The following is a 25,684-nucleotide window of genomic DNA, read 5'->3' on the forward strand; positions in this document are numbered from 1 at the left end:
TCCCGGCAGCGCAGCTCGCACTGCGGTTGCGCGAGCGGTCCCGACCTGCCGTGAGGACCCGGCGAACAGGCAGCGACCACCTCCCGCTTCTGATCGAGCCAGTGTCTGGGGAGACGGCAGCCCGCAGCTCCTCTCCGGCGAGTCAGGCCCCACCGCCTCGCGCAGACACTGGCTGAATCTGGGCCTACCGACGACACACACCGGGCTTTCCCGGTGCTATTGATGCAAGCGCCGCTTATTCAAACGGATGCTTCGTTTCCTTCTGGGCGATGATTTCGTCGATGGTCGGCTTCTGTTGCAGCGCTCGGCGGATGGCCAGTTTGGTCGCTTCGTAGTTGTTCTTGTAGATTTTTTTGTTGTCATTGGCGTTGGGGTCGATGAACACGCCGCAGACGATGCACCACTCTTCGGCCTTGTCCTTGGGGATGACTCCTTCGACGACGCTATCGACGACGGCGCGGGCCACCGCCGCCTGAGCCGGGCCGAACATCTGCATCACTTGCTTGCTCCCCTTGAGGGTCACCTTGGTGATCATGACTGTGGCCGGCTTGGCGGGAATGTTCGGGCTGATCACCGCGAGGAGGTTGGTATGGCCTTGGGATTGGCGGGCCAAGGCGTTGGCAAACGCTTCCCCGACCGGTCCGTCTTTCGGGCCGATCACCAGATCGATGTGGGCCACGTTCGGCAGATCATTCCCTTCCAGCACCAGGGCTTCACCCACATACATCACCGACATGGGAGGCACTCCTTTCCGTAGCACCCAGGGTTTGAAAGACCGCCGGCCGGCGAGCGGCTCGCACCCCCGCCGCGGCACAACCGACGGCGTTGATCGTAGCATTCGGCCCGCTTGAGGCAAGCACCCCGCTGACAGATTCTACCCTTTTTTCCTTGTGCACCAGCCCCCAGCTCCTGGTTGCAAGCCGGTTCGACTCCGGGGCCGGTTCTCGCCCCGGCGAGCCGGCCAGAGGAAAGGAGACGGAGCCAGCTTGCCGTGGCTGTGCGACCGGGGGAACCTGCCGGAACTGGCGGCTCGCCGCGGACCTGCTAACTCAGGATCGCCGAGATCGGATTGCCCCAGGGGCAGACGACCAGAGGCCGCTGGAGGCGGTCATACAGTTCCAGATCGGGAGGGATGCCGAGGCAGGTGTAGATCGTGGCGATCAGGTCGGCGGGAGTCACGGGGTGCAAGCTGGGCCGGGCGCCGATCTTATCACTGGCTCCGTGGACATACCCGGCGCGAATGCCGCCGCCGGCCAGCAGGACGGAGTAGCAGAAGTTCCAGTGGTCCCGCCCGGCGTTGTTGCCGTTGATCCGGGGCGTACGGCCGAAATCGCCCAGGACAGCCACCAGGGTCCGTTCCAGCCGTCCGCGTGCGGCCAGGTCTTCCAGCAAGGTCGAGACGGCGGCGTCAAGCTGCGGAAGCAATTCACGCTTGAGCTTGACAAAATTGCTCCCGTGGGTGTCCCAGGTGGCGTTGGCATCCGGCGCCCAGGACATGCAGACCACCCGCGTACCAGCTTCGAGCAAGCGCCGTGCAAGCAGAATGCTCTGGCCGTAAATGTTCCGCCCGTAGGCGTCCCGGAGTTTGACCGGTTCCCGATCCAGACGGACCGCTTCCCGCAGGGCGGGGGAGGTGAGCAATTCGTAGGCGCGCAGGCGGGCGGTATCCAAATCGGTGGGAGCCAGGCGGGACTGCCCCTGGAGCAACTGGTCGATCAGGCGGCGGCGCTGATCCAGGCGCTGGGGGGTGATGTCCGGACCGAAGGTCAACTCCGGCAGGCCGAAGTCCGGCGCATTGGGGTCCTTCAGGATGACGAAAGGATCGTAGTGTTTGCCCAGCCAACCGGCGAAGAAGCCGGGTTGCGGCGGTCCTCCCGCTCCTTCCTTGGTGATGAACGGCAAGAGCACATGCGCCGGCATGGCCGTCTGGGGCGGGCGCTGCCGGCCGGCCACCGCGCCGATGCACGGATGATCATCCGGGCGGGCGCCCCCGCCAATCTCCCCGCGATCATGCCCCGTCAAGGCACAATACACCGCCGCCGCATGGGCGTTGTTGACGCTGTGATGCATCGAACGGATCAACGTGCAGCGGTGCATCTGCCGCGCCAGTTTCGGCAAATGCTCGCTGAAGTGCACCCCCGGCACCGAGGTCGGAATCGGCCGGAACTCCCCGCGGATCTCCGCCGGCGCCAGCGGCTTGGGGTCCCACATGTCCAGATGCGACGGACCCCCGTTGAGGAAGATGATCAGGCAGGCGTCCGCACGAGCCGGAAGCGTTCGCCGCTGCTGCTCCGCGCGCAACACCTGCGGCAAACTCAAACCCACGTAAGAAGCCAGGCCGACTTGCAACATCTGCCGGCGCGTCACTCGCGGACCAGGACAGACACGATCCATGGGAAAGTTCCTGCACGGAGGGAAGACCACAAGTGCCAGCCCCAATGAATAGGGCTAGCGGCGGGACTTTTCTTCCTTCTATCATGAACACCCGCCCGGCCAACAGCAAGAGGGAAATCCCGATGTGGGAAATCCCGATGTGCAGCGCCCCACGCTCCCTCGGAGCTTAGAGCCAACGGCGTGCTCTCAGCCGGGGCTGAGGGTGAGTCCCCTTTCCCCTCTGGCCGGGGCTGAGGGTGAGTCCCCTTTCCCCTTTGGCCTGTCGCATTCCGTCGGAGAGCTAGCCTTGCTTCGTGCGTGCTTCGGGCTGCCGGTAGGATTGGCCGTGCTGGTAGGGAGAGCAGAGACTGCTAGGACTCCGGAAGTGCCGATTGGCCTTCAATCGCCGACTCCAAGATCGTAAGCGGGAAATTCCTCCTCAAGCTGGCTGCGGTGCCGCCGCTGGCGGGACGTTGTCATCGGCGGAGAGGAGGGAACGCGGGCCGGCACGAGCTTGAGCCGGATGGGCAATTCACTCCCTTCGCCGCGAGGGACGTGGACGGTGACCTCCTGTTCTTCCTCCAGCAGAAAACCGACAGGAACGACCACATGCAACTCGCCGTTGAACAGGTGCGTCATAATTGCCTCCTCCACGGCTCAGGACAACCCTCGCCGGATGACCGGACCACGTTCGCGAACACCTTGCCTGCTTTGCGGAGAGGGGCAGGCCCTCTCTTCCACGTTGCGACTCAGAAACCACCCGCCCCGCGAGTCCCTTGCATGATACCACACCACCGGCTGGGAATCGAGATTTTTTTCCAAATACGGACTGTTTCCGCTCTCTTCGCTGCATGCAACATCTCTAATCCCTACGACCGCTTGGGCAATGAAAACTTTCGGAATGGTCGAAGAAGGAAGAAAACGCTCCACCGCCGAGGAGCGGGAAAGACAGAGGCAGAAACGATAGGGCCAAGAGGCGGGGGCTGTCCAGAAATTGGCCTAGTAGCGCAAGCCGTTTTTGCGAACGGGGGGCGGAAGGCTGTCCAGAAATTGGCCTAGTAGCGCAAGCCGTTTTTGCGAACGGGGGGCGGAAGGCTGTCCAGAAATTGGCCTAGTAGCGCAAGCCGTTTTTGCGAATGTGAACGGTGGGGCGCCCCTCGTGCAGGATGGCCCCGCCGGTGATGTCGGCGAGCACGAGGATGTGGTCTCCCGCGGGGCAATGTCCGGCCACCCGGCAGATGAGATAGGCATGGGCTTCGCAGAGCACCGGAGCCGGCAGATGCTCTCGCCGCACCTTCACGCCCGCGAAGGCATCCGTTCCCGGTTCCCACCCTTTGCCGAAGTGGGCGACCAGCTCCCGGTTCCCTTCCCCCAGAATGTTGAGGACAAAGACCGCTCCCTGAGTCAGCCAGTCGAGGATGGGCCGCCCTTGACGCAGGGCCAGACTCAGCCGCGGGGGAACCATCGAACACTGCTGCACCCAACTGATCAGCAGGGCGGCTTCCTCCTGCTGGCGGCGGACTGTCAGAACGAATAACCCACTGGGAATGCGGCCCAACGCCGCGGCATAATCTGGCGTATCGGTCATATCGCTTCACTCAGCACAATGGCCCTGGCCTAGCAGTCTGGGCCGCTCGCTTCGCCCAGGCATCGGTTCGATGCGTTTGCTCCGAGGGCCGAGCGGGCCGATCGGCCTTGGGTGCGCCGCCACGAGCTTCGGCTCATTCCGCGGTTGGGGGAGCGAGCGGGGACGTTCCCGGCGATGGCTCCGGCGGGGCTTTCTCTGGCGTGGAGGGCGGGGTCCCATCCGCCGCTGGGGGCGAGGCCGTCTCCGCCGCGGAAGCGTTCGGCTGGCGTGCCGGCTGCTCTTGCCAGTACAGCTCCCGGCCGGCGGCGTACACCTCGCTGGCCCGATAATCGTGGACCTTGGCCTGTTCTCCCGGCTCCAGCCCTGAAGCATCGAGCATGAGGTAAAACAGACCGTTCCAGTAGCCGAAGCGAGCCTCCTCAATGATCCGGCGGGGTAGATGGGGACGCATTTGGAAGCGGAACTCCGCGACCTGATGCAACAGGAGTCGGAGGCGGACCGGGCGTGCCGCCGCTTCGCCCGATCCTCGGCCGCTGCTTTGCACCAGCAGGTCGAAGACCACCTGGGTCACCCCCCCGCGCCGGTAGCGGAGCTGAACCCGCCGGACCTTGCCCCCGCGGAACTGATACTTCCGGGCAAACCCTGCCGCCTCATGTGCTGCGAGACGGTTCATCGGACTCTCCTGCTGCCACTCCCATGTCCGAGCGGCTGACGGCCTCGGAGGCCTCCTGTTGGCTTCCTCCGGCGCGCTACTCCCACGGACCCCAGCGCCGTCTCTGGGCAGCCCTCACACCAGGGAATCGAAAACCCGCACCGCGGCCCAGTTCGCCTTGTTCCGAGCGATGAACTCATTGTGGGTGGCATCTTCCTGGTAGGCATCGTGCGCCGCTTTGTCGATAAACACGATGTGCAGACCGACGTGCCAGTCCACATCATTCACATCGCGCGTCAGCTCCGTGCAGCGCGGTCCGGCGGCGAAGAACACAATCCCCGGCTGCACGTTGAGATACTTTTTGCAGTCCTCGACCAGCGCCTGGATTTTTTCGGGACTAGCATCTTTAAGCTTGAAAAAGACGTTGTGGGCCAAACGGGGCGTCGCCATAAGATACCTCACAGAACCGGGGGGCCTTTCCAGAGTTTGGCATACGCTTGTGCCGGGACGCGGTCAATGAGGCCGCGGGAAATTCCTAACCGGCGGGCACACCAGACATTCGGAGAGGATCCCTCCCCCATTCCACCAAGCACTTGCAGGACTTATGCATTGTCTGGAGTATACCGGTCCAACGGCGGCGGAGAATCTGGCCTGGGAGGAAGCCCTGCTGCTGCACGCGGAAGAGAGCGGCGGCCCGGAATTATTGCGGCTCTGGGAATTGGAGCAACCGGCGGTCGTACTTGGTGCGGGCGGCTGCGTCGCCGCGGAAGTCTGCCAAGCGCACTGTCAAGAGGATGGCATTCCGATCCTGCGCCGGGCCAGCGGCGGCGGCACCGTGTTGCTCGGTCCCGGCTGCCTGTGCTTCACCCTGGTGCTGCGCTACGATCGCGCCCCGCTGTTGCACGACATCCGCCGCTCCTTCGCCTATGTGCTGGAGCGGATCATCACCGCTTTGGCGCCGGAGGTCCGCCTCCATCTTCAGGGAAGCGACCTGACGCTGGACGATCGAAAAGTTTCGGGCAATGCCCAGCAGCGCAAGCGGCGGTATTTTCTGCATCACGGTACGCTGCTCTACGCGGTGCAAGCTGCTGACTACGCCCGCTATCTGCTCCCGCCGCCCCGGCAACCGGAGTACCGCCGCCTGCGTTCCCACGAGCAGTTCGTGACCAATCTGCCCTTCACCGCTGCTGAGCTGCGCCGCCGCCTGCTTCAGAACTGGGACGCACGCGAACCGTTCGACCCCCGCCCCCTCTGGCCCCGCGTGCAAGAGTTGATGACGGAAAAATACGCCCAGGACGCCTGGCACCTCCGCCGCTGACAGGGGAGTGTCTGGCTCGGTTTAGCGCCGAGGCAATAACCACACCGCCAAGAGGACGCCGCACCCCAACGCCAGCAGACCGGCGAGAACGCTGACGACCACATTCAGCACTGCCAGCGGCCAGCTTCCCTGCCGAATCAATTGCAGCGTTTCCCACTCGAAGGTGGAAAAGGTGGTATAGCCTCCGCACAGGCCGGTCCCCAAAAACAGGTACCATCCCCGCCACTCCGGTCCCAGCCGCTCCAAAAGCCAGACAGCCAGAAAGCCCAGGAGCAGGGAACCGGTCAGATTGACCCAGATCGTGCCCCAGGGCAGCCCGCCGGGCCACTGCTGCGCCTCCACCCATCGGCCGAGCCAATAGCGCAGGTTCCCTCCAATCGCACTGCCGAGGCCCACCAGGACGATCGGTTGCAGCCACAGTCCCCAGATGCCACTGGTATTGTCCACAGTCATCCCCCTTTCCCACGGGCGTGCCCGGTTGGTGGACAGCGTTGCGTCATCGCACCCCGTCCCCCCGCAGACATTCCGCGTCCCACCGGCTTCCTGCGCTGGCGGCTCCCACCCCCTTCGCCCCCGGTCCCTCCTCTCTCTACGCCTCCACCTTCCGCCACATCTTCACCCCTTCGATGGTGACCAACCCCTCCGGCACCGCCTCGTCCAGAAACGGCAGGAGGCGTTCGATCTGCTCGCGGCTGTCCACGACTTCCACGAGGACCGGCAAGTCGGTGAGGTAATCGGCGGAGCGCGGACTATGGACCCGCCGGTGCGTGCCGTAGCCCAACGGGGCGCGCAGGACCACCAGGGAGTGCAAGCCCAACTGCTGGGCCTGATGCAGGATCGCCTGATACAGCGGCTGGCCGCGCCACTCATCGGAATCGTCCATGAAAATGCGCAGCAGATAGCCGTCCACAAAGGTACGCATCAGGGGAAACTCCTCGGCGGCAGGCAAGCAGGCGGACGGGGGAACCCGGTCCGGAACGGCCAGGTGGGTGCGGATGGCTTGCATCTGCTCCTGGCGGCGGCGAAACACCAGCACGTGGGCGCGTTCGAGCATCAGGGTGCCCCGCCGAACGACCGCGGCGGCGTCGGACAAAAAAGCGCCGATGATCGCTGGAGCATCCAGAAACTCGGCCACGAGTAGGCGGCGGCGGACCAGACTCCACCGGCTCGACCCGACGAACTGCCCCGCGCTATCCAGCCCTCCTTCCCCTTCCAGGACCGTCGCCCCCATCAGACCGCGGGCCAGCGCCCGGCGCAGCAACTCCTCCACCGTCCGGCGCCGCCAACTGTAACGGTCCGTCGAACGCAGCACCACGCGCAGCAGGGTCTGCTCCCCTTCGAGCTTCATCCGCTGCCCATCCTCGGCGGGTACGGCTTGGGCTGGTAATTTTTTCATTGTATCGCCATCCTGTTCCAGCATCTCGCCCCCTGTTCCAGCATCTCGCCCCCCTGTTCCAGCATCTCGCCCCCCTGTTCCAGCATCTCGCCCCCTATTCCTCCCGCCTCCCCCGCTTGCCCTGGCTGTTACTCGCTTTTTTCCCCTCACCAGGGAACCACGCCGTTGCCCAGAGAACACCGCAGGGAACCACGCCGTTGCCCAGGGAACACAGCCGTTGCTCAGCGAACAAACCCACCTCCAGAAACAAATCCACCCCGCCGGGAAGCCCCAGCGGGGTGTCGCACATACCCACAAAAAAACCCCTGCCGGGAGATTCTCCCCGCAGGAGTCATCAGCCACGGCTCGGCCAGGAGAAGGACGGCATTCGCGTTCTGGAGTCGGCGATCGCCGCGGCGGTTCCGGTGAACTCCATCACCGTCAGGTTGTCGCCCGTATTGTACGCCGTGATGTTCCGGACTTCCAGAGGGGAAGGCTCGCCGATGCGCTGGGCCGTTGGGCCTGGGTCTTCCTGTCGCATGGCAAGGTGCCAGGGTTGAGTTGAGGAACCAGCGGAACAAGATCAGACGGGAGACCCAAGTAGGCTACGAGAACCGCAGAACGAAACGAGACGAGAGAAAAGGCGGAAGGGAAGGGATCGACTTTGTCGATACGAAGGGTGGGACTCTGAGGAAGATGTGGGATTCTGGGGCGTATTCGTCCGGTGGGGAAGGAAGGGATGATGGAGCCGGTGTGGGGGCCGCTGTCTCGGCGGGCCTGGATGCAGAGCGTGGCGGCGATCGGAGGAAGCGGAGCGCTGGCGGGAGCGGTCTCCGCTGGGCCGCTGGCCCGCCTCCGGCAACGGCGCAAGCCGGATTGGGTCGTGGGCCGCATGAGCGGGGCGGAAGCCCTGGTCACCGCCTTGCAACTGGAGGGGGTCGGTTGCGTCTACGGCATCCCCGGCGCCCAGGAGAACGAGCTGTGGGACACCTTCAAGCAAAAGGGTTTGCCGTATTTGCTCGTGGCGCATGAGTTCTCCGCCGCCTGCATGGCCGATGGGTATGCGCGGAGTACAGGGCAGCCCGGCGTGCTCTGCGTGGTGCCCGGTCCCGGTGTGACCAACTCGCTGACGGGCCTGGGGGAAGCGCTGCTGGACTCCAGCGCGGTCGTGGCGATTGTCGGGGACGTAGCCAACGGCGCCGACGCCCGACCGTTCCAGGTCCACTCCTTGCCTCAAGTCGAGCTGCTCAAGCCGGTGTGCAAATCCATTTATCCGGTGCAAACGGTGGAGCAGATTCCCGCCGCGGTGCGCCAGGCGTTTGTCGCCGCCCAGCAGGAGGAACCCGGTCCTGTGGCGGTGGTGGTGCCGTACAACCTCTTCATCGAGGTGCGAGATTTTCGCTGTCCGCCGCCGCCGGAGCCGCCGCCGCCGTGGGATGAGGCGGCGTTCGCCCGCGCGCTGGAGCTGCTAGCCGATCCAACGGCCCGCATCGGCATCTATGCCGGCTACGGCTGCATGGAGGCGACAGCGGAGTTGCAAGCGGTCGCCGAGCTGCTCCAGGCTCCGGTCGCCACGAGCGTCTCCGGCAAGGGGGTGATCCCGGAGAACCATCCTCTGGCCGTGGGGTGGGGTTTTGGACCACACGCTTCGGAGGTGGCCGAGGCCGTGTTCGCCGGGGATGGCCGCTTGCCGCGACAGGCCGGTGTCACCACCTTGCTGGCCATCGGGGTCAAGTTCAGCGAGGTGTCCACGGGGTATTACGGCAACCCTCAGCCGCAGCGGGTGATCCACGTTGATAGCAGCGCGGCCAATTTGGGGCGGATTCTGCGCACGGATGTCTGCGTCCATGCGGATGCCCGCCTGTTCCTCGGCCGCCTGCTGACTCACGCGGACCGCCTCCGCCGCCCGGCCAATCCACAGCTCATGCAGCGCATCGCCCAGCTCAAAGCCGAAGTCCAGCGCCGCTTTGCCCGCATTCCCCAGCCGCCGTGCGGGGTCGATCCCCTCGCCCTGATCCGCGCCCTGCGCTGCCACTTGCCCGCTGACGCTTTGCTATTCACCGATGTCACGGTCAGCGAGCACCTGGCCGCCGAGCACTTCACCGTCTATCACCCTCGCACTTACTTCAATCCGGTGGACAACCAGGCGATGGGGTGGAGCATCCCGGCGGCGATTGGAGCGCAACGCGTGCATCCCGGCCGGCTCGTTGCGACCCTCACCGGTGATGGCTGCGCCCTCATGTCCGCCCTGGAACTGAGCACCGCCGCCCGCGAACACCTCCCCGTCAAATTCTTCATCCTCGATGATCAGGCGTATCACTACATGCAGATGCTTCAGCTTCCGGCTTATCTGCGGACCACCGCCACCATCCTGGCCCGCCTGGATTACAAGGCCCTGGCCCAAGCTCTCGGCCTGGCTTATCTAGACATCACCCGCCACGACCAGCTCGACGAGCGCCTCCGCCAGGCCCTGGAGCATCCCGGCCCGGTCCTGGTGCGCGTGGCCACGGATTACCACGAGCGGAAAATCCGCTGGATCGAAGCCGTCCGCCGCCGCTATGCCCGCGAACTCACCCCGGCGCAGAAAGCCCGCTTCCTGGCCCGCATCGGTGCCCGCGCCCTCCGCCTCAAAGAAAGCGACTGACGCCCCCAAGAGTGCGATTGACGAAGGGGGAAAAACCGCCTCCCGCTTCGTCGGACGGCTTCCAGCCAAACTACGCGTCCCCTGCCGTCACCGTTCCCCGTCAACGCTTCGGACTGTGCCCGTGGATCGGACCGTGCCGCTGGACCGGGAGAACAGCGACCGGCGTGCAGACCAGTCCGTGTCCCTCTGCGCTGCCGCTCAGAGCACGGGCAAGCCGAAGTGGCCCCGCCCTTCTTCCGACTGGAGCAAAATCAGCCCCCACAGTCCGACGAGCGCTCCCGGCAGGCAGCAGAGGCCCACAGGATTGAGTCCCGCGGCCAGGCAGCCGATTTGAGCCAGGCGGTAATTCCAGCGCAGGGCGATGGAGAGACCGCCGAGCAGGGCTAGGGCCGCCGCTCCCGCCGAAGCCGGGACAATCCACGGCAGATGCCGCATGGCCCACTCCCCGCGCTCCGCGTCCCGCTGCGGCCGTTCCGCTTCTGCCTCGTCCGCCCCAAAGCCCCACTCCCGCAACCGTTCGATCTGATGCTGGACGTAAGCCCGCGAGCCTTCGGGATCGCTGTACAACCGCCAGGTGATCAGGACGTTGACGATCAGCCCTGCCAGGCCGCAGACGATCAAGCCGTAGGCCGGCAGCCACAAAGCGGCATCGGGTGCTCCCGGAGCGGCTTCCGCTCCCCTTCCCGTCTGGCTTCCCGCTGCGGCTGCTCCGCCTGCCTCCAGCAATTCCGGCTCGCTCAACCGCTCGCCTTGGCGGATCGGCGCTCGGAAGCGCGCCCGGCATTGCGGGCACTGCACCGCTTCCCCCAGCCAGGCTACCGGCACCCGCAACAGATGCCGGCAGGCTGGGCAGGCAATCACCTCGGTCGATCCCGGCTCAGATGGCCCAGACACGCTTTCTCCCTCCCCTCGTGGGGACCCGTGCAGCGACACTCCCACTCCGTACAATAGCAGAGATTGACGGCAGGAGGCTCAGCCGACGGCTTCCCGGTGAATCCCACGATGGCGAACTGTCCCATGTCTCCCCTGCTCGGTGCAGACACCCCTTCCTGGCTCGCCCCCTATCTCCCGGAAGGAAATGGCTGGTTCCTCGCCGTCGGTGTCATCCTACTGACGGTGTTCTCCGCCATCATCAGTTTAGCCGCCGTCGCCTTCGCCTTGACGCGCCTGCCGCCGGACTACTTCGTCAATCCCGAAGCGCGCCGGCCCATCGACCGCCATCCCGTGCTGAAAATCCTTTTGGCCCTCCTGCGCAACGTCTTCGGTTATCTTCTCATTGCTCTGGGCATTCTTCTGTCGCTGCCGGCTGTGCCGGGCCAGGGACTGTTGACGATCTTTCTCGGCGTCTTGCTGGTCGATCTGCCGGGCAAGCACCGCTGCCTCCGCTGGTTCCTGACCCGCCCCGGTGTTCTGGAAGGCATCAACCGCCTGCGGGCACGCTTCGGCCATCCCCCGCTGCTCCATCCCCTGCCGCACGACCCGCCCGACACTCCCCGTGACCCTGCATCCCAAGCGGCGGCCAATCCCGCCCCCCACTCTACGGACCCAAATCCCGCATCCCAAGCTGCGACTGCGACCGCGAACCCCGCCTCCCATGCCGTAGAGACAAACCCTTCGGGCACGAACTCATCGCCCCTACTCGCCGGGAATCCTCCGCCTCCACCTGCGGACACTAACCCTGCCTCCCAAGCCGCCAAGCCGCCATCCTGACTTTCCCCTGGCTTTCTCGAAATGCCCCGAAACATTCCCTTAGCTGACTCGCAATGGCTCCGACACCCCGGCACGACGCAGAAAAAGATGGTATCCTAATAACACCTGGCCGTTGCCCCGAGACGTAGGAAAAGATGGTGTCCTAACAACACCTGGCCGTTGCCTCATCCCATAACCGATGGCCGCTGCCTCATCACCGGGGTGGCTTCCTGACCAATAGTGCGGAGGAACCGTGTCGCTCATTCTGCTGTGGCTCTTGGTAGTGCTGGTGTTGTTCGCCCTGTTTTGGGGAGGCGGACTGCTGGCTCAAGGTCTGTGGTATCAGGAGGTGGCCGACCTTTTTCCGCTCCGCGCCATCGCCGCCGCCGTGCTGGTGGGCAGCTATCTGACCCTGTGGGTGGCTCTGGACCGCCGGGCGCCGGGGAAATACGACACGCTCTTCGAGTTCGCCTCGGAGGAGCAGGTGCCGTTCGAGGAGTTCGAGGCCATCCGCTGGGTGGCGGTGGAACCGCCGAAGCTGAAACGTGATGAGAGCGGCCAGCCGGTGGAAGTCGTGACCCGCTTCCGCAAGAACGTGGGGAACCGCGGGGAGGGCTTCGTCGCGGTGGGAACGGGGGAACCCTTCCGCCTCAACGGCGTGAACCGCAACGGGGAAGCCTTCATGACCGTGGCGCTGCGCGTGCAGCTTGACCCTTCCGGGAAGCCGATTCGCTTCAACGCCGTCCTCCAGGAGGACCCACCGGGAGTCCCCGCTTATGCCAGCGGTTTCGAGGGGCGGCGCTTCATCGAAGCCGGAGGCGAACGCTACATCTTCGCCGATCAACTCGGCACCGTCCACGTCCCCACCCCCAAAGTCGTGGCGGTGTCCCTGGTGCTCAACATCCTGCTGTTTGTCGTCTGGTTTATCGCCTTGTGGCCGATCCTTCAGTTTCTGCCCAGCCACGCCGCCGGCCTGACCCTGGCCTTCGGTTTTGCCACGATGCTGATCGTCTTGCCCCTGCTGTTCCAGCCGAATCGTCAGCCTCCGCCGGCTCCTCCCCCCGCGGCGGTAGCCTGGATCGGCCCCCTCTCGTCCGTCTCCTCCGCTGGGGAACGGCCCGGCTGGTCCAGGGCATAAGGCCGTACCAGAGCGCCGCGCCAGCGTTGTCCGATGGCCCGCAGCTTCTGGATCGCCCACCGCATGGGAAGCCACGCCCGCAGCTTCTGGACCACTCGCCGCACTCGCCGCCCTATCTGACGGACCACTTCCTCCAGAAACCCCCAGGCAAAGCCGAAATGAATGGCGACAAAGGCCAGCGGAATGCGGCAGCGCACGCGCCAGGATCGGCCCCGCCCCACAACGAGGGAAACTGCGACCAGGAGCAAAAGATACCCCGCGGCGGCGAGACCCAGCAGCAGAAGCAGATGCGGCCAAAAAGCAGCGGCGAGAAGAGACGCCAGCAGTCCCACAAGGAGCAGCGGCGGCAGGACCGCCGGCAGCGTCAGCGCTTGCGGATGCTTGAACGCCAGGCGGGCGCGGCCCGTGCCATAACGGCGGAGCTGATAAAACAACGCCCCGAAACTGCGCCGCGGTTCGTAATGCACTCGCAAAGCTGGAGCGAAATAGCAGCGCAACCCCGCCTGATCCACCCGCGTGTTGAACTCGACATCTTCACAGGCATCGAACGTTTCGTCAAACAGCCCCACCTGGTGGAAGACCTCTCGGCGGTAAGCCACCGCGGTGTTTTGCGCCGGAATGAAGCGCGGCGTGTCGGCAAAGATGTCCGAGTCCGGGTTGTGGCCGAGCCAACTGCGCCGAGCCAGGGCCACCGCTTCCTGGAACGGCGTCGGGTCCGGCACTTCCAGGGGTTGGGGCCGCCCCAGGCAATCGGCTCCGCTTGTGGCAAACGCCTCGACCACATGCCGCAGATAGCGCCGGTCCGGCAGATGGCAATGGCCATCCACGATGACGATGTATTCGCCGCGGGAGTGCCGCCAGGCCGCGTTGCGCCCCGCCGAAGACCAGCGCCGCGGATTCGCCACCAGATGCAACTGAGCATACCGCTCCTGCCAGCGCCGGACGATCGCCACCGTCCCATCCTCGGATTGCCCATCCGCGACGATGACCTCATACCGCTCTGTGGGGTAATCCTGAGTCAGCAGGGCCTGTAAGGTCCGTTCCAGATGCCGTTCCTCATTGCGCACCGGCACCAGGACGCTGACAAACGGCCACACTCCCGCGGCAGACTCGGTGGGTGCAGGTTCATCAGCGAACGCACCGCGGGCATCCGCGAAGGCATTGCCGCAAGCAGCAGATTTCACCTGTCCCTCCCTGGTGTGCATCGCGTTCCTCATGTTCCAGGCCCTGTCCTGGGATGGCGGTAGCCGCAGGCGGAAGACCGCGTCAGCTTGCCCCCCTGCCCTTTCCCTGGCCTCGGTGTTGTTCTCGCTGGCCTCTCCTGTTTTCCTTTTGCGCCTGCCACTCCTGCTTGCTGTTGCTTGCCTCGCCAGCGCGCTGTCAAGTCGAGTGTCTGGCCCCAGCCGGCTAGCGGGCCGGGGGTGAGGGGAGAGAGCCGTTTCAGGCGGTGGGATAGCGCGGCGGGCGGTGATAGAGCCGGCGCAAGCCCAGGAGTTTCAGCACGGTGGCCAGCAGAATGTACAGGTCGAAGCGCCAGTGGCGCCGCCGGATGTAGAAGAGGTCGTAAGCCAATTTGTTGCGGACGCTGCGCAAACAGGTATCCGGGGGCAGGTGGATTTGGGCGAATCCGGTGATGCCGGGCTTGACGAGATGGCGGCGGTCGTAACCGACGATGTGTTCGCGCAGTCGGGCGACGATTTCGGGCCGTTCAGGGCGTGGGCCGATGAGGCGCATATCCCCCCGGATTACGTTCCACAATTGGGGCAGTTCATCGAGGTGGAGTTTCCGCAGGATGCGTCCCACAGGGGTGATGCGCGGATCGTTAGGGCCGCTCCAGCGGGGTCCGGTCGCCTTCTCGCAGTCGTGGTACATGGTGCGGATTTTGTAGAGGGTGAAGATGCGGCCTCCGCGGCCGACCCGGCTTTGGGAGTAGATCGCCGGACCGCGGGAAGTCACGCGCACCAGCAGGCAACAGAGCACGCACAGCGGAGCGGTTAGCAGCAACAGTCCCGCTGCCAGCAGCGCTTCCAGAGCATCGCGCAGTCTTTCTCCCACCGTTGGAGGCGGAACCACCAGCGGCGGGACAGCCAGGCGGCGGCGGAGGCGCGGAACCGCTGACGTACGGTTCGCGGAACGCACTTGCAGCTTGCTGCTGCCGGAGGACGAAAGCAGAGTCGGTGCCATAGGGTGTCGATCCTGAAGGGTGGATAAGGGACCAGTCATAGCTTCCCTGCCAGGGGTCACAATGTTTACACCTCAGGGGCGAGACAGCGCCGCCGCGTACTGGCTCAAAGCGGCCTGGGTGAAGGCGCGGATCGTCTCGTCATCCTCGCGCTGACTTGCTAGCTCATCCCCCGCCAGAGGTGTGGCCACGTACAATTTGAAGAGCACGGGGGCCAATTGCAGTTGCCGGGCGAATTGCCAGCGGGGCCGATCGGGAGCGGACCAGGTCCCAAAGTCGCTCCAGGACCAGCGCACGCGGACGCGGTCCCGCTGCGTGGCGGAGCGCTTCTCGAAGTCCGCTACGTAATAGGCAGCCACGGTGCCATCAGGCAGGGTCACGGTCTGCCGGCGCGGGCCGGAAAGCACCCGATAGCCGCTGGCGGGATAGCAAACATCCGGCGTGTGAATGGTGACAGCACCGGGCGGACCGCTGATCAGCGTGACCACCGCTCCTTCCCCGGAGTGGGCCGGACCGTAATGCCGCGCCGTCGCCCGACTCTTCTCGTGGGGGGGCAACTCCTCCGTGGTCAGCAGCGTGGGCCGCCAGTCCGCAAAGCGAATCTCCAGAGCGTGCAGCCGTTCCACGCGGTCCGCCTGAGCCGGGGGCAGACGCCAGCGCTGCGTACTGGCTCCGTGCACCCAAGCCGCCACGACCAGCAGGCCGGCTGCCACGATCGCACCGATCGCACTGATTCCGCGCATCCTTGCTCCTTATGCTTCCTATCGGTCGATCCCGTCCCTTGGGGCGAACTCCGCGGGCCTTCCCGGCTACCCGCTGCCACGGCGAACCCGCAGGGGCGGCAACCCTTGTGGAGATTAACAGAGGCTCTCCGCTGGGCTGGCTCCCACATACACAATCCCGCTGGAAGGGGCCTCCAACTGGAGGATGCGTTCCGCCACCCGCTTGAGCAACGGGACGGTGGTCTCTCGGTACTGGCAGCAGACCAGCAGCACGTCGCAGCGGCGCCCGACCTCCAGGGCCTCCGCCGCAGCCAGCAGTGCGTGATTGTGCACAATGACGCAGTCGAAGCTTCCCTTCCAAGCGGCGAGGAGCTGGGACAGACGCTCGCCCGTAGCCGCCGCCCGGACCTCCTCCGTCCAGCGTCCCGCGGGCAGGAAGTGCAACCCGCCGGACAGCGAGCGGATCGCCGCTGTGGCGTCGGTCTCGCCCCGCAGCCATTCGCTCACACCGTTGTGGTTCTCCACTCCCAGGAACCGGTGAAGCTGCCCCCGACGCAGATCGAAATCCACCAGCAGAGTGCGCAGCCCCGTGTGAGCAATGCTCGCTGCCAAAGCCACGGCCACCACCGCCTTGCCGTCGTCCTGGAGGGCACTCGTCAGGCCGATGACGGTTGCTCCCCGCGTCAGGTAGGCTTGCGAGACATAAGCCCGCAGCTTGTCCACCGCCTCGACCGCCGCCGCTCGCTCCGACGCCGAACGCGCAAAGACCGCCTCCGCCTTGCCGGGGATCACCCCCACCACCGCAAGACCGGCCGCCTGCCGCACATCTTGCAGCGAGCTGATCCGCTGGGCCAGCGTCTCCACCGCGATGACGCCCGCCGCCACCAGCACAAAACCCATCAGGCCGGCGAAGATGGTGCCGACGATCTGCTTCTTCATGTCCCGCTGGATCGGCGTGGATGCCGACTGGATCACACGCACCCGCGGCGGCGAGTCCAGCTCCAGCCGGGTCAGATAATACTGCTGCACCAGGCGGCGGTAGATGCCATCGGTGCTATCCAGATCGCTCAGCTCCGGGCGGTAGATGCGGCCATCGCTCCCCTCGGCGACTTTCTCCCCCAGCGGCAGATGGACCAGTTGCCGCTCGGTTCGGGCGAGCAGGGCCTTGGCCGTGTCGAGCTGCTCTTGCAGGCGCTGGATGCTGCGGATCACCTCCTCCATCTCCGCGGCGACCTTCTGGGCTTCGGCCAGGCGGCGATTCCGTTCCAGGGCATCCGCCTTCTCCTTGCGCAAGGCGGCCAGAGCGGCTTCGTGCGCCTCGTAGCTGGCCTTCAGCTCCCGCAGCTTCGGCGCCTCCGGATCAGCGGCAGCATTGCGGCGGAACTCGTACTCCCGCAGCGCCTGACGGGTCCGCTGCACCTGCGCCATCACCTCCGGGTCCTTCTCGACCAGTTGCAAAGTGATGTCCGAGACCGGAGCGTTTTTGATCGACTCCATCTTCTCCCGCAGGATCGCCAGGCGGCGCTGGGCATGATTGATCTCAATCGGCAGGCGTTCCACCTCCTGGATCAACGCCGTGACTTTGTTGACCACAATCGCCGGATTGCTGCGGATGAGGCGGTCCCACCCGGCTGGTTCCGCCGGCAGCATCGCCGCTGCGGGGATCAGGATCGGGTTGGGAGCGGGCGGTGCTCCCGCTGCGGCAGGTCCACCTTGGGGAACGGCTCCGACAGGCAGGGCCGGCGCTCCCCCCGCTGCCCCAGCCGGTAGCACCGGCGGAACGGGCAAGGGATGATCGCCGCGTCCAGCCACGGGCGGGTTCGGACCGCCCGCGGGCGGATTGGGGCCGGCTCCGGCACCCTCGCCGCCCTCCCGCGCTGCCAACGGACGCTCCGCCTTCCGCTCCAGGATCTTCCGCAGCTCCAACTGCGCCTCTTCCACCTTGCGCAGGAAGAGCTGCTTCTCCTGCACGTCCTTCTGGATCACCTCCGCCATGAAGGCCTTCTGCACCGCATCGACAATCCGCCGCGCATCCTGCGGTTCCCGGCTCTTGAAAGCAATCCGCACCACTTCGGACCCATCCTGCCACTGCACGATCAGCTCCTCGTCCAGGAACTTGATCGGGTCCTTCTGGTTCCGGATGGTGGGCAGGTCGCGGATGTCGCGCAGAGCGGCGTTGAGGACGAACTCCGAGCGGAGCAAGGCCGCCGTGGTCTTCAGGTAGGTCACAAAGTCCGTGCGTGCCTGCGTGGGATTGTTCTGGTTGGCCAAAGCCGCCGGCACGGACGACACCTGCAACAAGGCGTACGACTCGTACTTGCTCGCCAGCAACTGCCACGCGGCATAAGCCGCCACACCTCCCAGCAGCGAACCGCAGAACAGAATCATCAGCCAGTGCAGGCGCAGGTAGTGCAGGACCCGCCAGGTGTTGGCCGCCTCCGGGGCCGGCATCCCCCGCCGCTGTACTGCCAGCCGCAGGGAGGGATTGGCTCCCGTCCCGGAAGGTGTCGCTGCTGTCGCTGTCGTGCTGCTCATCGTGCCATCCTCTGCCAGGTGCCAGGGGAGTCACTCCCCGCTTGTCTCCGAGCCGTGCTTGCCCGCCGTTCCACCGCTGGCCAGGGGCCGAAGACCCGTCGGCAACAAGGGTTCGCGCAGATACTCGGCCGTCTCCTCGACCACCAGGTTCCGCAGGACCCACAGCTCCAGGGCCAGCAAGCCCAGCCCAATCGGCATCATCAGCCAGCCGTGGAAATCGTGAAGAAAATCGAGCAGGCGGGGATCGCGCACATACACGTGGCTCAGCCCCGTCGCCGTGATCCGCACAATGTTCGACACAATCGCGATCGGAATGATCCCCAGCAACACCATTAGCTTCTCGAATCGGCTGCGCCGCAGCAAAAGCACCGCCCCCACCGAAAACGCCGCAAACGTCACGAGCATCTTCAGCCCGCTGCACGCATCGACCACCCCCAGCCGCACCTCGCCCATGAGGATGATGTGCCCATCGCGCAGGGCCGGTTGACCCAGCGTTTGCAGCAAAAAGGTGCTCCCCACCGTCGCCGCCACCTTCAACGGCTCCCCCACGTTCCGCTCGAGTTCGTAAGGCAACGGCACCATGAAAATCAAAAAGCCGATCGCCGCCGCACTCCGCCGCAGCAAACACCAGCCCCCGCAGCCCAGCACCACCGCCGCCAACGACAATTGCAACGCCACCGCGTCGAGCTGATGGAACAGCAGCCGCCCCGCCACCGCCCGCAGCAGCAGCACCGCCACCAACAGACCCAACGCCGCACCCCAACGCGGCGGACCCCACCACGCCTCCGCTTCCTCCCGCTGCCGCCACAGCAGATACAGCGAAAACAACGGCACCAGCGGACCGTGCGAATACTGCGGATCGTGCCACCACCGCTCCGCCAAAATCGCCAGCAACGGCGCATGCCCCCACACCACCAGGGCCAACAGCCCCACCAGGGGCACCCACCGCTGCCCCACGCTCTCCGCTGCTCTGCTCTGTGCTGGCTGACTCTCCGCCATCGCTGGCCCTGCTCGCCCTCTCGCGGACCTCGGCCGGTCCCTCACACCCTCGGACCTCCGCCGGTCCAAGCGGCGAGCCATCCTCACACATTCCGCCATTGCGAATCAAGCCCAATTTTTCGCCTTGGCTCTTCCCCGGCCCATCCCCGCCATTTCCCGCCTCTTTCTCACCCTCTTCTTCCCCGTCCCCTGGCACTCCCGCCGCTCCCTTTGTCGGGGCAACATTCCCGTGGACGACATGACCCGATGAAGCCCGCACGCCGGATTGGGCCGACTCCTGCGCCTCCCCCACCCAGCCGACACCACCGGATAGCTTCTCCTGCCAGGGCAATAAGTCATCAGAACAAAGATTGAAACTAAGAGAACCTAATTTTAGAGAATGATTTTTCCAACGTTGAGTCAGATCAAAAACTTCACAGACTGAATCATCGGATTGGCTCGGATCATCGGGAGATGCTGGATTCGACCGGGGGATGGTCCCCGCAGCGGACTCTGACGGCGGCGGCTCTGCGGCGGCATGGTCAGCCTGACTCTGGGACGGAGAGGAAGATGACAGGTCACCGTCAGCGGCGGATTCCCGGTTCTCCTTCCGCTCCTGGCGTTCGAGGCGGCGCAGGAAGGCGGAGACGCGGGCGAGCCAGCGGAGCTGGGCCTGATGGCGCTTGCGGGCCAGGACGGCGGGGGAACGCGAGCGGCGGCGGCGCTTCTTCCGGCGGAGTTTCTGGCGCAGCAGGGACAGGAGCTTGACCATCAGGGCTAGACGAAGGGTGCGGGCCAGACGGCGGGAACGCTTGCGACCCCGGCGGTGCAGTGAGCGGATGGCTTGACGACAGCGAGAGCGGAACGGCGAACGCCGGTCGCACCCCTCGGCTTCCTCCTCGGCATCACCCCAGCCGATTTGACAATATTCGTTACTATCGCATGAGTGTTCACTATAACAGCAACCGCATTCCGCCTCGTCGCCGTCGCAGCCGTGGCAGCAGTCGCCATCCTCGGCATCGTCCCAGTTGATTTGACAATTTTCGTCACTATCGCATGAGTGTTCACTATGACACCGACTGCATTCCGCCTCGTCGCCGTCGCAACCGTGGCAGCAGTCGCCATCCTCGGCATCGTTCCCGGCGGGATGGCAACAGCCGCGGCAGGCATCCGCGTCATCCCCAGCGTATTCCCAGCCGTCTGGGTCGTCCGCGGAGCAGGGACAGTGACCGTTGCAATGGCAATAGCCATCGCAAGAGCAATGGCAATGACAGTGACACGTCATGTCCTCGTGGCCCGGGTGATCAGTGCCGCAGCCATCGTCGTCCTCGTCATAGCCATCGTCCCAGTTTTCCGGGGGATTTTCGCCGTCCTCCGTGGAGAAATGGTCGTCCTCCCAGGTTTGGCTGTTTTTGTCGGAGTCGGCATCGTTGGGGAAAGGGTGGGAAGCTGGGCGTGCGGTAGGGGAAGCGGTGGCGGCGGGGCGGGAAGCGCGGGCGGGGTCAAGGGGTTGGCTTTCAGCATACAGGTCGGCGGCGGTTGGGGCGGCGTCGGCTTCTTCGAGGAGGTGGACGGGGAGCCACTCGCGGATGACCGCGTCGGGCGGGAGGTTCGGCGGTGGGTTTCGGCGGGCGGTCATGGCTTTGCCTCCATTTGACTTCGTCACTTTTACTATACATCTGATCTGATGTAACTATGCACCCTATTTTGTCCGAAGTCAAGGAAAAATTTTCCGAAAAGGGAAAATTGTTCCAAACCCGCAGAACACGAGGGATTTTTCACGGGGTTTTTGAGAGGAAGGGCAGCGAACGGCAGGATCAGCCCCGTTTCAGGGGGGTGCTTTCCGGTGATGGGTCCCCGTTCTCTGGTCCGCGGGATTTGGTGTCCACGACTTGCTAGGGTAAGACTTGGGAGGTGCCGATCATTCCACCTCGATTTCGATGCCTCCCACAAGGGCGGCCACACCCCGACCGGAAGCGTGATGCTGCCGGATGACTATGGTACCTCATCGCAGTGTGCTTTTCCAGCTCCGTGCCCCGTATCCACCGCCAGGTTAGTTTTACAGGTAAGGTGACGAGAAGCCACAATTCGTTGTCTCTGAAGAGCGGCATTTCTCCAGTCACTCCTCAACGAGTTTACATGGGTTGGAACATTTTCAGGTCAGTGCACGAAAGAGCGTATCAGAACCATTCTTTCTTCTCGATGTAGTAGAGTTGATAAAATTCTTCGTCGCTTTTGGATAGGTAGATGATTCCTTCTATCAGTCCGATGATTGCCATCACCCATGCACCAGGTCCACACACACACGTAAGCAAGCTGACCAGAAGCATGATAAGCCCCGGTCTTGTCAAACCGAGGATAAACTTGTGAATACCGTATGCTCCCAGAAAGATGCCGCAAACACCTGCAGCAACCTTTTTGCTAACAAAAGCCTTGTAAGATTCGTCGGAGGACATGGGCGTTTCAAACCGAGGGTTAGGTTTGAGTTCGACGGTGCTGAAAACTCTTCCTGCGGGTCACAAGAGAAGGAGACGGTCCGTCCGTCCCCGGTGCACCAGTGCAGCGACCGGACCGGGAGGTCCTCCCGCCCGCTTTCCCTTTTGGAAGCGGTTCTCCCTCTGGAGGAAGTTCTCCCTCTGGAGGAAGCGGCCCATCTGCAAGTGCTGAATTGATTGTAACTCTAACGGCTTGATTAATGCTGTCAAGGTAAGAAGGTTTTTTTTCGTCGTTTTGAGGTGCAGGGTTGAATGACGGGAGGGGAGGAAGGGGCGTACAATCCGAGGGATGGGGGGAGCGGCGGGGTGGCTTGGCGGCGTTTGCGTGGAGAAACGAGGAGGAGAGTATGAAGGTGCAGGATGGGGCGGATCGGGGCCGGGCGGGGGCGCGGGAGTTGGGGGCGTTGGCCTTGCCGCTGGTCCTGAGCCAGAGTTTTGCCACCCTTCAGGTGACGGTGGATCGAGTGCTCCTGTCGCGGCATGATCCGCGGGAGGTGGCGGCGGCGTTCCCGGCGATGATGATCTTTTGGCTAGCCTTGGGTTTGGGCCAGGGAACGGTGGGGTATGTGACCACCTTTGTGGCCCAGTATTGGGGTGCGGGGCGGCCGGAGCGGGTTGGTATCGCGGTCGGGCAGGGGTTGTCTCTGGCGCTGCTTGGGGGTCTGGTGTTTCCGCTGCTGGAGCCGGTGTTGGAGGCCGCGGCCTGGTGGGGGGCGGCCGAGGAGGACGTGTGGGAGCTGGAGCGGGTGTACTTGCGGTATTTGAGCTATGCGGCGCTGCCGATGCTCGTGGTGGCGGCGGTGAGCGGCTATTTTTCCGGCTTGGGACGGACCTGGGTGGTGCTGGGAATGGACCTGGCGGGGACAGTGGTGAACGCCGTGTTGGGGTGGGTGCTGATCTTCGGCCGCTGGGGTTTTGCGGAGATGGGGATCGCCGGGGCGGGCGTGTCCACGGTGGTCGGGGCGTGGGTGTCGGCGGGGGTGGGGCTGGCCTGGATGCTGCGCAAGGCGGAGCGGCAGCGCTTCGGAACGGGACGCTGCTGGCAGGTCGAGGGGGACTTGTTCCGGCGCCTGCTGCGCTACGGCGTTCCCGCCGGCGTGCAGATGTTTCTGGAGGCCCTGGCCTTCACCCTCTTCACCCTGCTGGTGGGTCGGCTCGGCGTGGCCGCCATGACCGCCACCAGCATCGCCGTCACCCTGAACATGCTCGCCTTTCTCCCCATGCTCGGACTGGGCCAAGCCGTCGGCATCGTCGTGGGCCAACGCCTGGGGGCCAACCAACCCCAGGAGGCGGAAGCAGTCGTCTGGCTCGGCCTGCGCTGGATGCTGGCCTACATGGGGCTGATCGCCACCCTCTACGTCACCTGCCCCCAGCTCCTGGTGGCGGCCTTTACGCCCCCGGAGCCAGCCGAGGCGGCACGCTTCGCGGAAGCGGCCCAACTGGTGCCCGGACTCCTCCTCGGCGTCGCCCTCTACTCCCTGGCTGACGCGGGCAACGTCACCTTCGCCTCGGCCTTGCGCGGCGCGGGGGATACCCGCTTCGTCGCCGGGGTGACCTTCGGCTTGGCCTGGCCGGTCATGGTGCTGCCCACCGCCTCCATCGTCCTCCAGAGCCAACAGTGGCAACAGAAAGGACTGGGGGAACCCCTCTACGCCGCCTGGGCCAGCGCCACCCTCTACATCATCCTGATGGCCCTCTGCCTCTGGGCACGCTTCGCCGCCGGACTGTGGAAACAAATGCGGGTCATCGAACCGGGACCAGAAGCGCCGCGACGGTGAGCCCCGCTCCCTTCCCCCCGCCATTTCCCATTCGCCGTTTCCCACCATTCGCTCTTTCTATGCGGAATTGACCCACAACATTCAAACCAACAGACATTCAAGCACCTCCGCGTTCAACTTTGACCTCGCCTCAATTTCGACGTAAATCCCTGTCTAACATCCACTTACTCCGAATCCACTAGCGTGGACGTGCTTGATTAATCGCAAACCCTTGTGTCCCAATACTATGCGTTACTGATCTTTCCTCAAAAGGGGGTGGCCGAAAAAAATCGGAAAATTTTTTGGGGGGGTGCTTGAAAAGAGGTCGAGGAAAGGCTATGATTCCTAGGGCGGCGAGAGCCAGCTCTTAAACATGCAGTGATGCCGAAAGGCGTTTGAAACTACTCCTGCACGGCGGCTAGGAAGAGGTCTTTCGTCTTAAACATGCAGTGATGCCGAAAGGCGTTTGAAACCTAAGAGAAAGGAGAGAAGCGATGGCACTACTACCCTTAAACATGCAGTGATGCCGAAAGGCGTTTGAAACGTCAGCTGCTCATTGACCGGCAGAAGGCGTGGCAGGCTTAAACATGCAGTGATGCCGAAAGGCGTTTGAAACCAGTTTTCCCAGCGCATAGCTTGCCCTCCGTTTTGGCTTAAACATGCAGTGATGCCGAAAGGCGTTTGAAACAGGACGATTCTTATCGAAGAAGCACGGAGGAGATCCACTTAAACATGCAGTGATGCCGAAAGGCGTTTGAAACATGATGTCGCTGCGGCTGATGGCAATCAATCGACCCTTAAACATGCAGTGATGCCGAAAGGCGTTTGAAACGTCACGTTATAGAGATGTGGACTCGAATACGCGTTGCTTAAACATGCAGTGATGCCGAAAGGCGTTTGAAACGTGGAGCAGATTTCGCTGTCGGCTGACGGAATTAACCTTAAACATGCAGTGATGCCGAAAGGCGTTTGAAACCAAGACGGCCGCGAGATTCGCTGCGGTTTCCGCTGCGGCCTTAAACATGCAGTGATGCCGAAAGGCGTTTGAAACATCGTCCAATTAGGTGCTGTATCACGAGAATTAAACCTTAAACATGCAGTGATGCCGAAAGGCGTTTGAAACTCCTTGAGCGTTCCGGTAAACCCAGTAGGCGGAGTCTTAAACATGCAGTGATGCCGAAAGGCGTTTGAAACGTGCCCAATCCTGGCATCAAAACAACTCTTGATGCCTTTCACATGCAGTGATGCCGAAAGGCGTTTGAAACTTCGGGGGAGAGCACCAGACGTGCTTTCTGATTTCTAACTTTCACATGCAGTGATGCCGAAAGGCGTTTGAAACTCCAGGACAGGGCTATAATGTTCTCCGACAAGGATACTTTCACATGCAGTGATGCCGAAAGGCGTTTGAAACTCGGACCAGGACGACCCCCCGTCGCCCAACTCGTCTTTCACATGCAGTGATGCCGAAAGGCGTTTGAAACCAGATGACACCGCACTGGCACCTACTCCGGCACTAACTTTCACATGCAGTGATGCCGAAAGGCGTTTGAAACAGTTTTGCGGTTGCCCCACCCCAGTCGAGGTATAGCTTTCACATGCAGTGATGCCGAAAGGCGTTTGAAACAATAGTACAGTCAGGTGTACAGAACCCAATTTCTCTTTCACATGCAGTGATGCCGAAAGGCGTTTGAAACTAGTTTATTGTTGGGAAGAATTGTTCCATAGAACCGCCTTTCACATGCAGTGATGCCGAAAGGCGTTTGAAACAACATCCTCCTCAAACAACTCGCCTAACGTCCCCCTTTCACATGCAGTGATGCCGAAAGGCGTTTGAAACCACTAACAGGAACACCTCCATCTGTCTTCCTCCTCTTTCACATGCAGTGATGCCGAAAGGCGTTTGAAACTTCGCGGCCACCGATGACGATATAGGTACCGCCAGCCGGACTTTCACATGCAGTGATGCCGAAAGGCGTTTGAAACATAGACCCGGAAAATGAGCCTCTTCTCGGAACTACCTTTCACATGCAGTGATGCCGAAAGGCGTTTGAAACACTTCGTCTTCTGACAATACTCTGCCGTTGAGCTTCCTTTCACATGCAGTGATGCCGAAAGGCGTTTGAAACTTTTGGTCCAAGATCAGAACCTCCAGGTTCGGCATCTCTTTCACATGCAGTGATGCCGAAAGGCGTTTGAAACTCGTACGTCCATGCCCGGAAATCCGGGTGACAAAGGACT

Annotated in this window: 21 protein-coding genes, 1 CRISPR repeat array and 1 riboswitch (1 of these 23 cut by a window edge); of the genes, 6 read left to right on the forward strand and 15 right to left on the reverse strand. The window is 63.6% G+C overall.

Annotated features, from left to right (window positions below):
* Positions 1–235: 235 nt before the first annotated feature.
* From fae to H0921_RS07585, 6 genes are all read right to left on the reverse strand, one after another.
* Positions 236–736, reverse strand: coding sequence for a formaldehyde-activating enzyme (gene fae, locus H0921_RS07560; RefSeq protein WP_194537456.1), 501 nt, complete (start codon positions 734–736; stop codon positions 236–238).
* 308 nt (positions 737–1,044) lie between these two features.
* On the reverse strand, positions 1,045–2,394 hold the full coding sequence (locus H0921_RS07565; RefSeq protein WP_228499203.1) for a DUF1501 domain-containing protein: 1,350 nt from the start codon (positions 2,392–2,394) through the stop codon (positions 1,045–1,047).
* A 378-nt stretch (positions 2,395–2,772) separates the two neighbouring features.
* Positions 2,773–3,012 (reverse strand): hypothetical protein, encoded by a 240-nt coding sequence (locus tag H0921_RS07570; RefSeq protein ID WP_194537457.1) that lies wholly within the window; start codon positions 3,010–3,012, stop codon positions 2,773–2,775.
* A 472-nt stretch (positions 3,013–3,484) separates the two neighbouring features.
* On the reverse strand, positions 3,485–3,961 hold the full coding sequence (locus tag H0921_RS07575; protein WP_194537458.1) for a flavin reductase family protein: 477 nt from the start codon (positions 3,959–3,961) through the stop codon (positions 3,485–3,487).
* A 133-nt stretch (positions 3,962–4,094) separates the two neighbouring features.
* Positions 4,095–4,634, reverse strand: a complete 540-nt coding sequence (locus H0921_RS07580) for a hypothetical protein (protein ID WP_194537459.1) — start codon at positions 4,632–4,634, stop codon at positions 4,095–4,097.
* Positions 4,635–4,748: 114 nt separating this feature from the next.
* A complete protein-coding gene (locus H0921_RS07585; RefSeq protein ID WP_194537460.1) occupies positions 4,749–5,063 on the reverse strand; it encodes a Dabb family protein in 315 nt (104 codons plus the stop codon).
* A gap of 154 nt (positions 5,064–5,217) precedes the next feature.
* Here H0921_RS07585 and H0921_RS07590 point away from each other — a divergent pair, with 154 nt between their 5' ends.
* Positions 5,218–5,931 (forward strand): lipoate--protein ligase family protein, encoded by a 714-nt coding sequence (locus H0921_RS07590; RefSeq protein ID WP_194537461.1) that lies wholly within the window; start codon positions 5,218–5,220, stop codon positions 5,929–5,931.
* Between the two features lie 21 nt (positions 5,932–5,952).
* Here H0921_RS07590 and crcB read toward each other — a convergent pair whose 3' ends face one another.
* On the reverse strand, positions 5,953–6,384 hold the full coding sequence (gene crcB, locus H0921_RS07595) for a fluoride efflux transporter CrcB (protein WP_228499206.1): 432 nt from the start codon (positions 6,382–6,384) through the stop codon (positions 5,953–5,955).
* 136 nt (positions 6,385–6,520) lie between these two features.
* A complete protein-coding gene (locus H0921_RS07600; RefSeq protein WP_194537462.1) occupies positions 6,521–7,327 on the reverse strand; it encodes a DUF190 domain-containing protein in 807 nt (268 codons plus the stop codon).
* A 318-nt stretch (positions 7,328–7,645) separates the two neighbouring features.
* A riboswitch (Fluoride riboswitch) is annotated at positions 7,646–7,755 on the reverse strand.
* 290 nt (positions 7,756–8,045) lie between these two features.
* Between H0921_RS07600 and H0921_RS07610 the strand changes: the two genes are divergently transcribed.
* Entirely contained in the window at positions 8,046–9,950 is a 1,905-nt protein-coding gene (locus H0921_RS07610) for a thiamine pyrophosphate-binding protein (protein ID WP_228499208.1), read from the forward strand.
* 198 nt (positions 9,951–10,148) lie between these two features.
* Here the strand turns inward: H0921_RS07610 and H0921_RS07615 are convergent, their stop codons facing one another.
* Positions 10,149–10,844 carry a hypothetical protein gene (locus H0921_RS07615; protein WP_194537464.1) on the reverse strand — a complete coding sequence of 232 codons (696 nt, stop codon included), beginning with the start codon at positions 10,842–10,844 and terminating at the stop codon, positions 10,149–10,151.
* Between the two features lie 108 nt (positions 10,845–10,952).
* Between H0921_RS07615 and H0921_RS07620 the strand changes: the two genes are divergently transcribed.
* Both H0921_RS07620 and H0921_RS07625 read left to right on the forward strand, forming a co-directional pair.
* The gene (locus tag H0921_RS07620) at positions 10,953–11,660 is read left to right on the forward strand and encodes a hypothetical protein (RefSeq protein ID WP_194537465.1); all 708 of its coding nucleotides are present in this window, start codon (positions 10,953–10,955) and stop codon (positions 11,658–11,660) included.
* 232 nt (positions 11,661–11,892) lie between these two features.
* Positions 11,893–12,777: a hypothetical protein gene (locus tag H0921_RS07625; protein WP_194537466.1), complete on the forward strand. Its 885-nt coding sequence runs from the start codon at positions 11,893–11,895 to the stop codon at positions 12,775–12,777.
* On the opposite strand, the gene H0921_RS07630 is transcribed toward H0921_RS07625, so the two are convergent.
* The 5 genes from H0921_RS07630 to H0921_RS07650 form a co-directional block, all read right to left on the reverse strand.
* Positions 12,678–13,961, reverse strand: coding sequence for a glycosyltransferase family 2 protein (locus H0921_RS07630; RefSeq protein ID WP_194537467.1), 1,284 nt, complete (start codon positions 13,959–13,961; stop codon positions 12,678–12,680). The two genes, H0921_RS07625 and H0921_RS07630, sit on opposite strands and share 100 nt — an antisense overlap.
* A gap of 256 nt (positions 13,962–14,217) precedes the next feature.
* A complete protein-coding gene (locus H0921_RS07635; protein ID WP_194537468.1) occupies positions 14,218–14,961 on the reverse strand; it encodes a sugar transferase in 744 nt (247 codons plus the stop codon).
* A gap of 72 nt (positions 14,962–15,033) precedes the next feature.
* Entirely contained in the window at positions 15,034–15,702 is a 669-nt protein-coding gene (locus tag H0921_RS07640) for an exosortase-associated EpsI family protein (protein WP_194537469.1), read from the reverse strand.
* 114 nt (positions 15,703–15,816) lie between these two features.
* Complete coding sequence (locus H0921_RS18150; protein ID WP_194537470.1) at positions 15,817–18,216, reverse strand: polysaccharide biosynthesis tyrosine autokinase; 2,400 nt, start codon at positions 18,214–18,216, stop codon at positions 15,817–15,819.
* A 30-nt stretch (positions 18,217–18,246) separates the two neighbouring features.
* Positions 18,247–19,215 carry an exosortase/archaeosortase family protein gene (locus H0921_RS07650; protein WP_194537471.1) on the reverse strand — a complete coding sequence of 323 codons (969 nt, stop codon included), beginning with the start codon at positions 19,213–19,215 and terminating at the stop codon, positions 18,247–18,249.
* A gap of 1,048 nt (positions 19,216–20,263) precedes the next feature.
* Between H0921_RS07650 and H0921_RS07655 the strand changes: the two genes are divergently transcribed.
* Positions 20,264–20,851 carry a hypothetical protein gene (locus tag H0921_RS07655; RefSeq protein ID WP_194537472.1) on the forward strand — a complete coding sequence of 196 codons (588 nt, stop codon included), beginning with the start codon at positions 20,264–20,266 and terminating at the stop codon, positions 20,849–20,851.
* Positions 20,852–21,374: 523 nt separating this feature from the next.
* Here the strand turns inward: H0921_RS07655 and H0921_RS07660 are convergent.
* Positions 21,375–21,650 carry a TM2 domain-containing protein gene (locus H0921_RS07660; protein ID WP_194537473.1) on the reverse strand — a complete coding sequence of 92 codons (276 nt, stop codon included), beginning with the start codon at positions 21,648–21,650 and terminating at the stop codon, positions 21,375–21,377.
* A gap of 386 nt (positions 21,651–22,036) precedes the next feature.
* Between H0921_RS07660 and H0921_RS07665 the strand changes: the two genes are divergently transcribed.
* On the forward strand, positions 22,037–23,467 hold the full coding sequence (locus H0921_RS07665; RefSeq protein WP_194537474.1) for an MATE family efflux transporter: 1,431 nt from the start codon (positions 22,037–22,039) through the stop codon (positions 23,465–23,467).
* 345 nt (positions 23,468–23,812) lie between these two features.
* Positions 23,813–25,684: direct repeats of the CRISPR family, unit length 36 nt; unit sequence CTTTCACATGCAGTGATGCCGAAAGGCGTTTGAAAC; it runs 34 nt beyond the window's last position.

The sequence above is a fragment of the Thermogemmata fonticola genome (assembly GCF_013694095.1).
In the GTDB taxonomy this organism is placed as follows: domain Bacteria; phylum Planctomycetota; class Planctomycetia; order Gemmatales; family Gemmataceae; genus Thermogemmata; species Thermogemmata fonticola.

Bases quoted from the DNA above. Each gene is read 5' to 3' on its own strand.
- H0921_RS07660 (WP_194537473.1), bottom strand. From the start codon at position 21,650: ATGTCCTCCGACGAATCTTACAAGGCTTTTGTTAGCAAAAAGGTTGCT.
- H0921_RS07650 (WP_194537471.1), bottom strand. From the start codon at position 19,215: ATGGCGGAGAGTCAGCCAGCACAGAGCAGAGCAGCGGAGAGCGTGGGG.
- H0921_RS07575 (WP_194537458.1), bottom strand. From the start codon at position 3,961: ATGACCGATACGCCAGATTATGCCGCGGCGTTGGGCCGCATTCCCAGT.
- H0921_RS07665 (WP_194537474.1), top strand. From the start codon at position 22,037: ATGAAGGTGCAGGATGGGGCGGATCGGGGCCGGGCGGGGGCGCGGGAG.
- fae (WP_194537456.1), bottom strand. From the start codon at position 736: ATGTCGGTGATGTATGTGGGTGAAGCCCTGGTGCTGGAAGGGAATGAT.
- H0921_RS07590 (WP_194537461.1), top strand. From the start codon at position 5,218: ATGCATTGTCTGGAGTATACCGGTCCAACGGCGGCGGAGAATCTGGCC.
- H0921_RS07635 (WP_194537468.1), bottom strand. From the start codon at position 14,961: ATGGCACCGACTCTGCTTTCGTCCTCCGGCAGCAGCAAGCTGCAAGTG.
- H0921_RS07610 (WP_228499208.1), top strand. From the start codon at position 8,046: ATGATGGAGCCGGTGTGGGGGCCGCTGTCTCGGCGGGCCTGGATGCAG.
- H0921_RS07580 (WP_194537459.1), bottom strand. From the start codon at position 4,634: ATGAACCGTCTCGCAGCACATGAGGCGGCAGGGTTTGCCCGGAAGTAT.
- H0921_RS07565 (WP_228499203.1), bottom strand. From the start codon at position 2,394: ATGGATCGTGTCTGTCCTGGTCCGCGAGTGACGCGCCGGCAGATGTTG.
- crcB (WP_228499206.1), bottom strand. From the start codon at position 6,384: ATGACTGTGGACAATACCAGTGGCATCTGGGGACTGTGGCTGCAACCG.
- H0921_RS07600 (WP_194537462.1), bottom strand. From the start codon at position 7,327: ATGAAAAAATTACCAGCCCAAGCCGTACCCGCCGAGGATGGGCAGCGG.
- H0921_RS07620 (WP_194537465.1), top strand. From the start codon at position 10,953: ATGGCGAACTGTCCCATGTCTCCCCTGCTCGGTGCAGACACCCCTTCC.
- H0921_RS07585 (WP_194537460.1), bottom strand. From the start codon at position 5,063: ATGGCGACGCCCCGTTTGGCCCACAACGTCTTTTTCAAGCTTAAAGAT.
- H0921_RS07640 (WP_194537469.1), bottom strand. From the start codon at position 15,702: ATGCGCGGAATCAGTGCGATCGGTGCGATCGTGGCAGCCGGCCTGCTG.
- H0921_RS18150 (WP_194537470.1), bottom strand. From the start codon at position 18,216: ATGAGCAGCACGACAGCGACAGCAGCGACACCTTCCGGGACGGGAGCC.
- H0921_RS07655 (WP_194537472.1), top strand. From the start codon at position 20,264: ATGACACCGACTGCATTCCGCCTCGTCGCCGTCGCAACCGTGGCAGCA.
- H0921_RS07570 (WP_194537457.1), bottom strand. From the start codon at position 3,012: ATGACGCACCTGTTCAACGGCGAGTTGCATGTGGTCGTTCCTGTCGGT.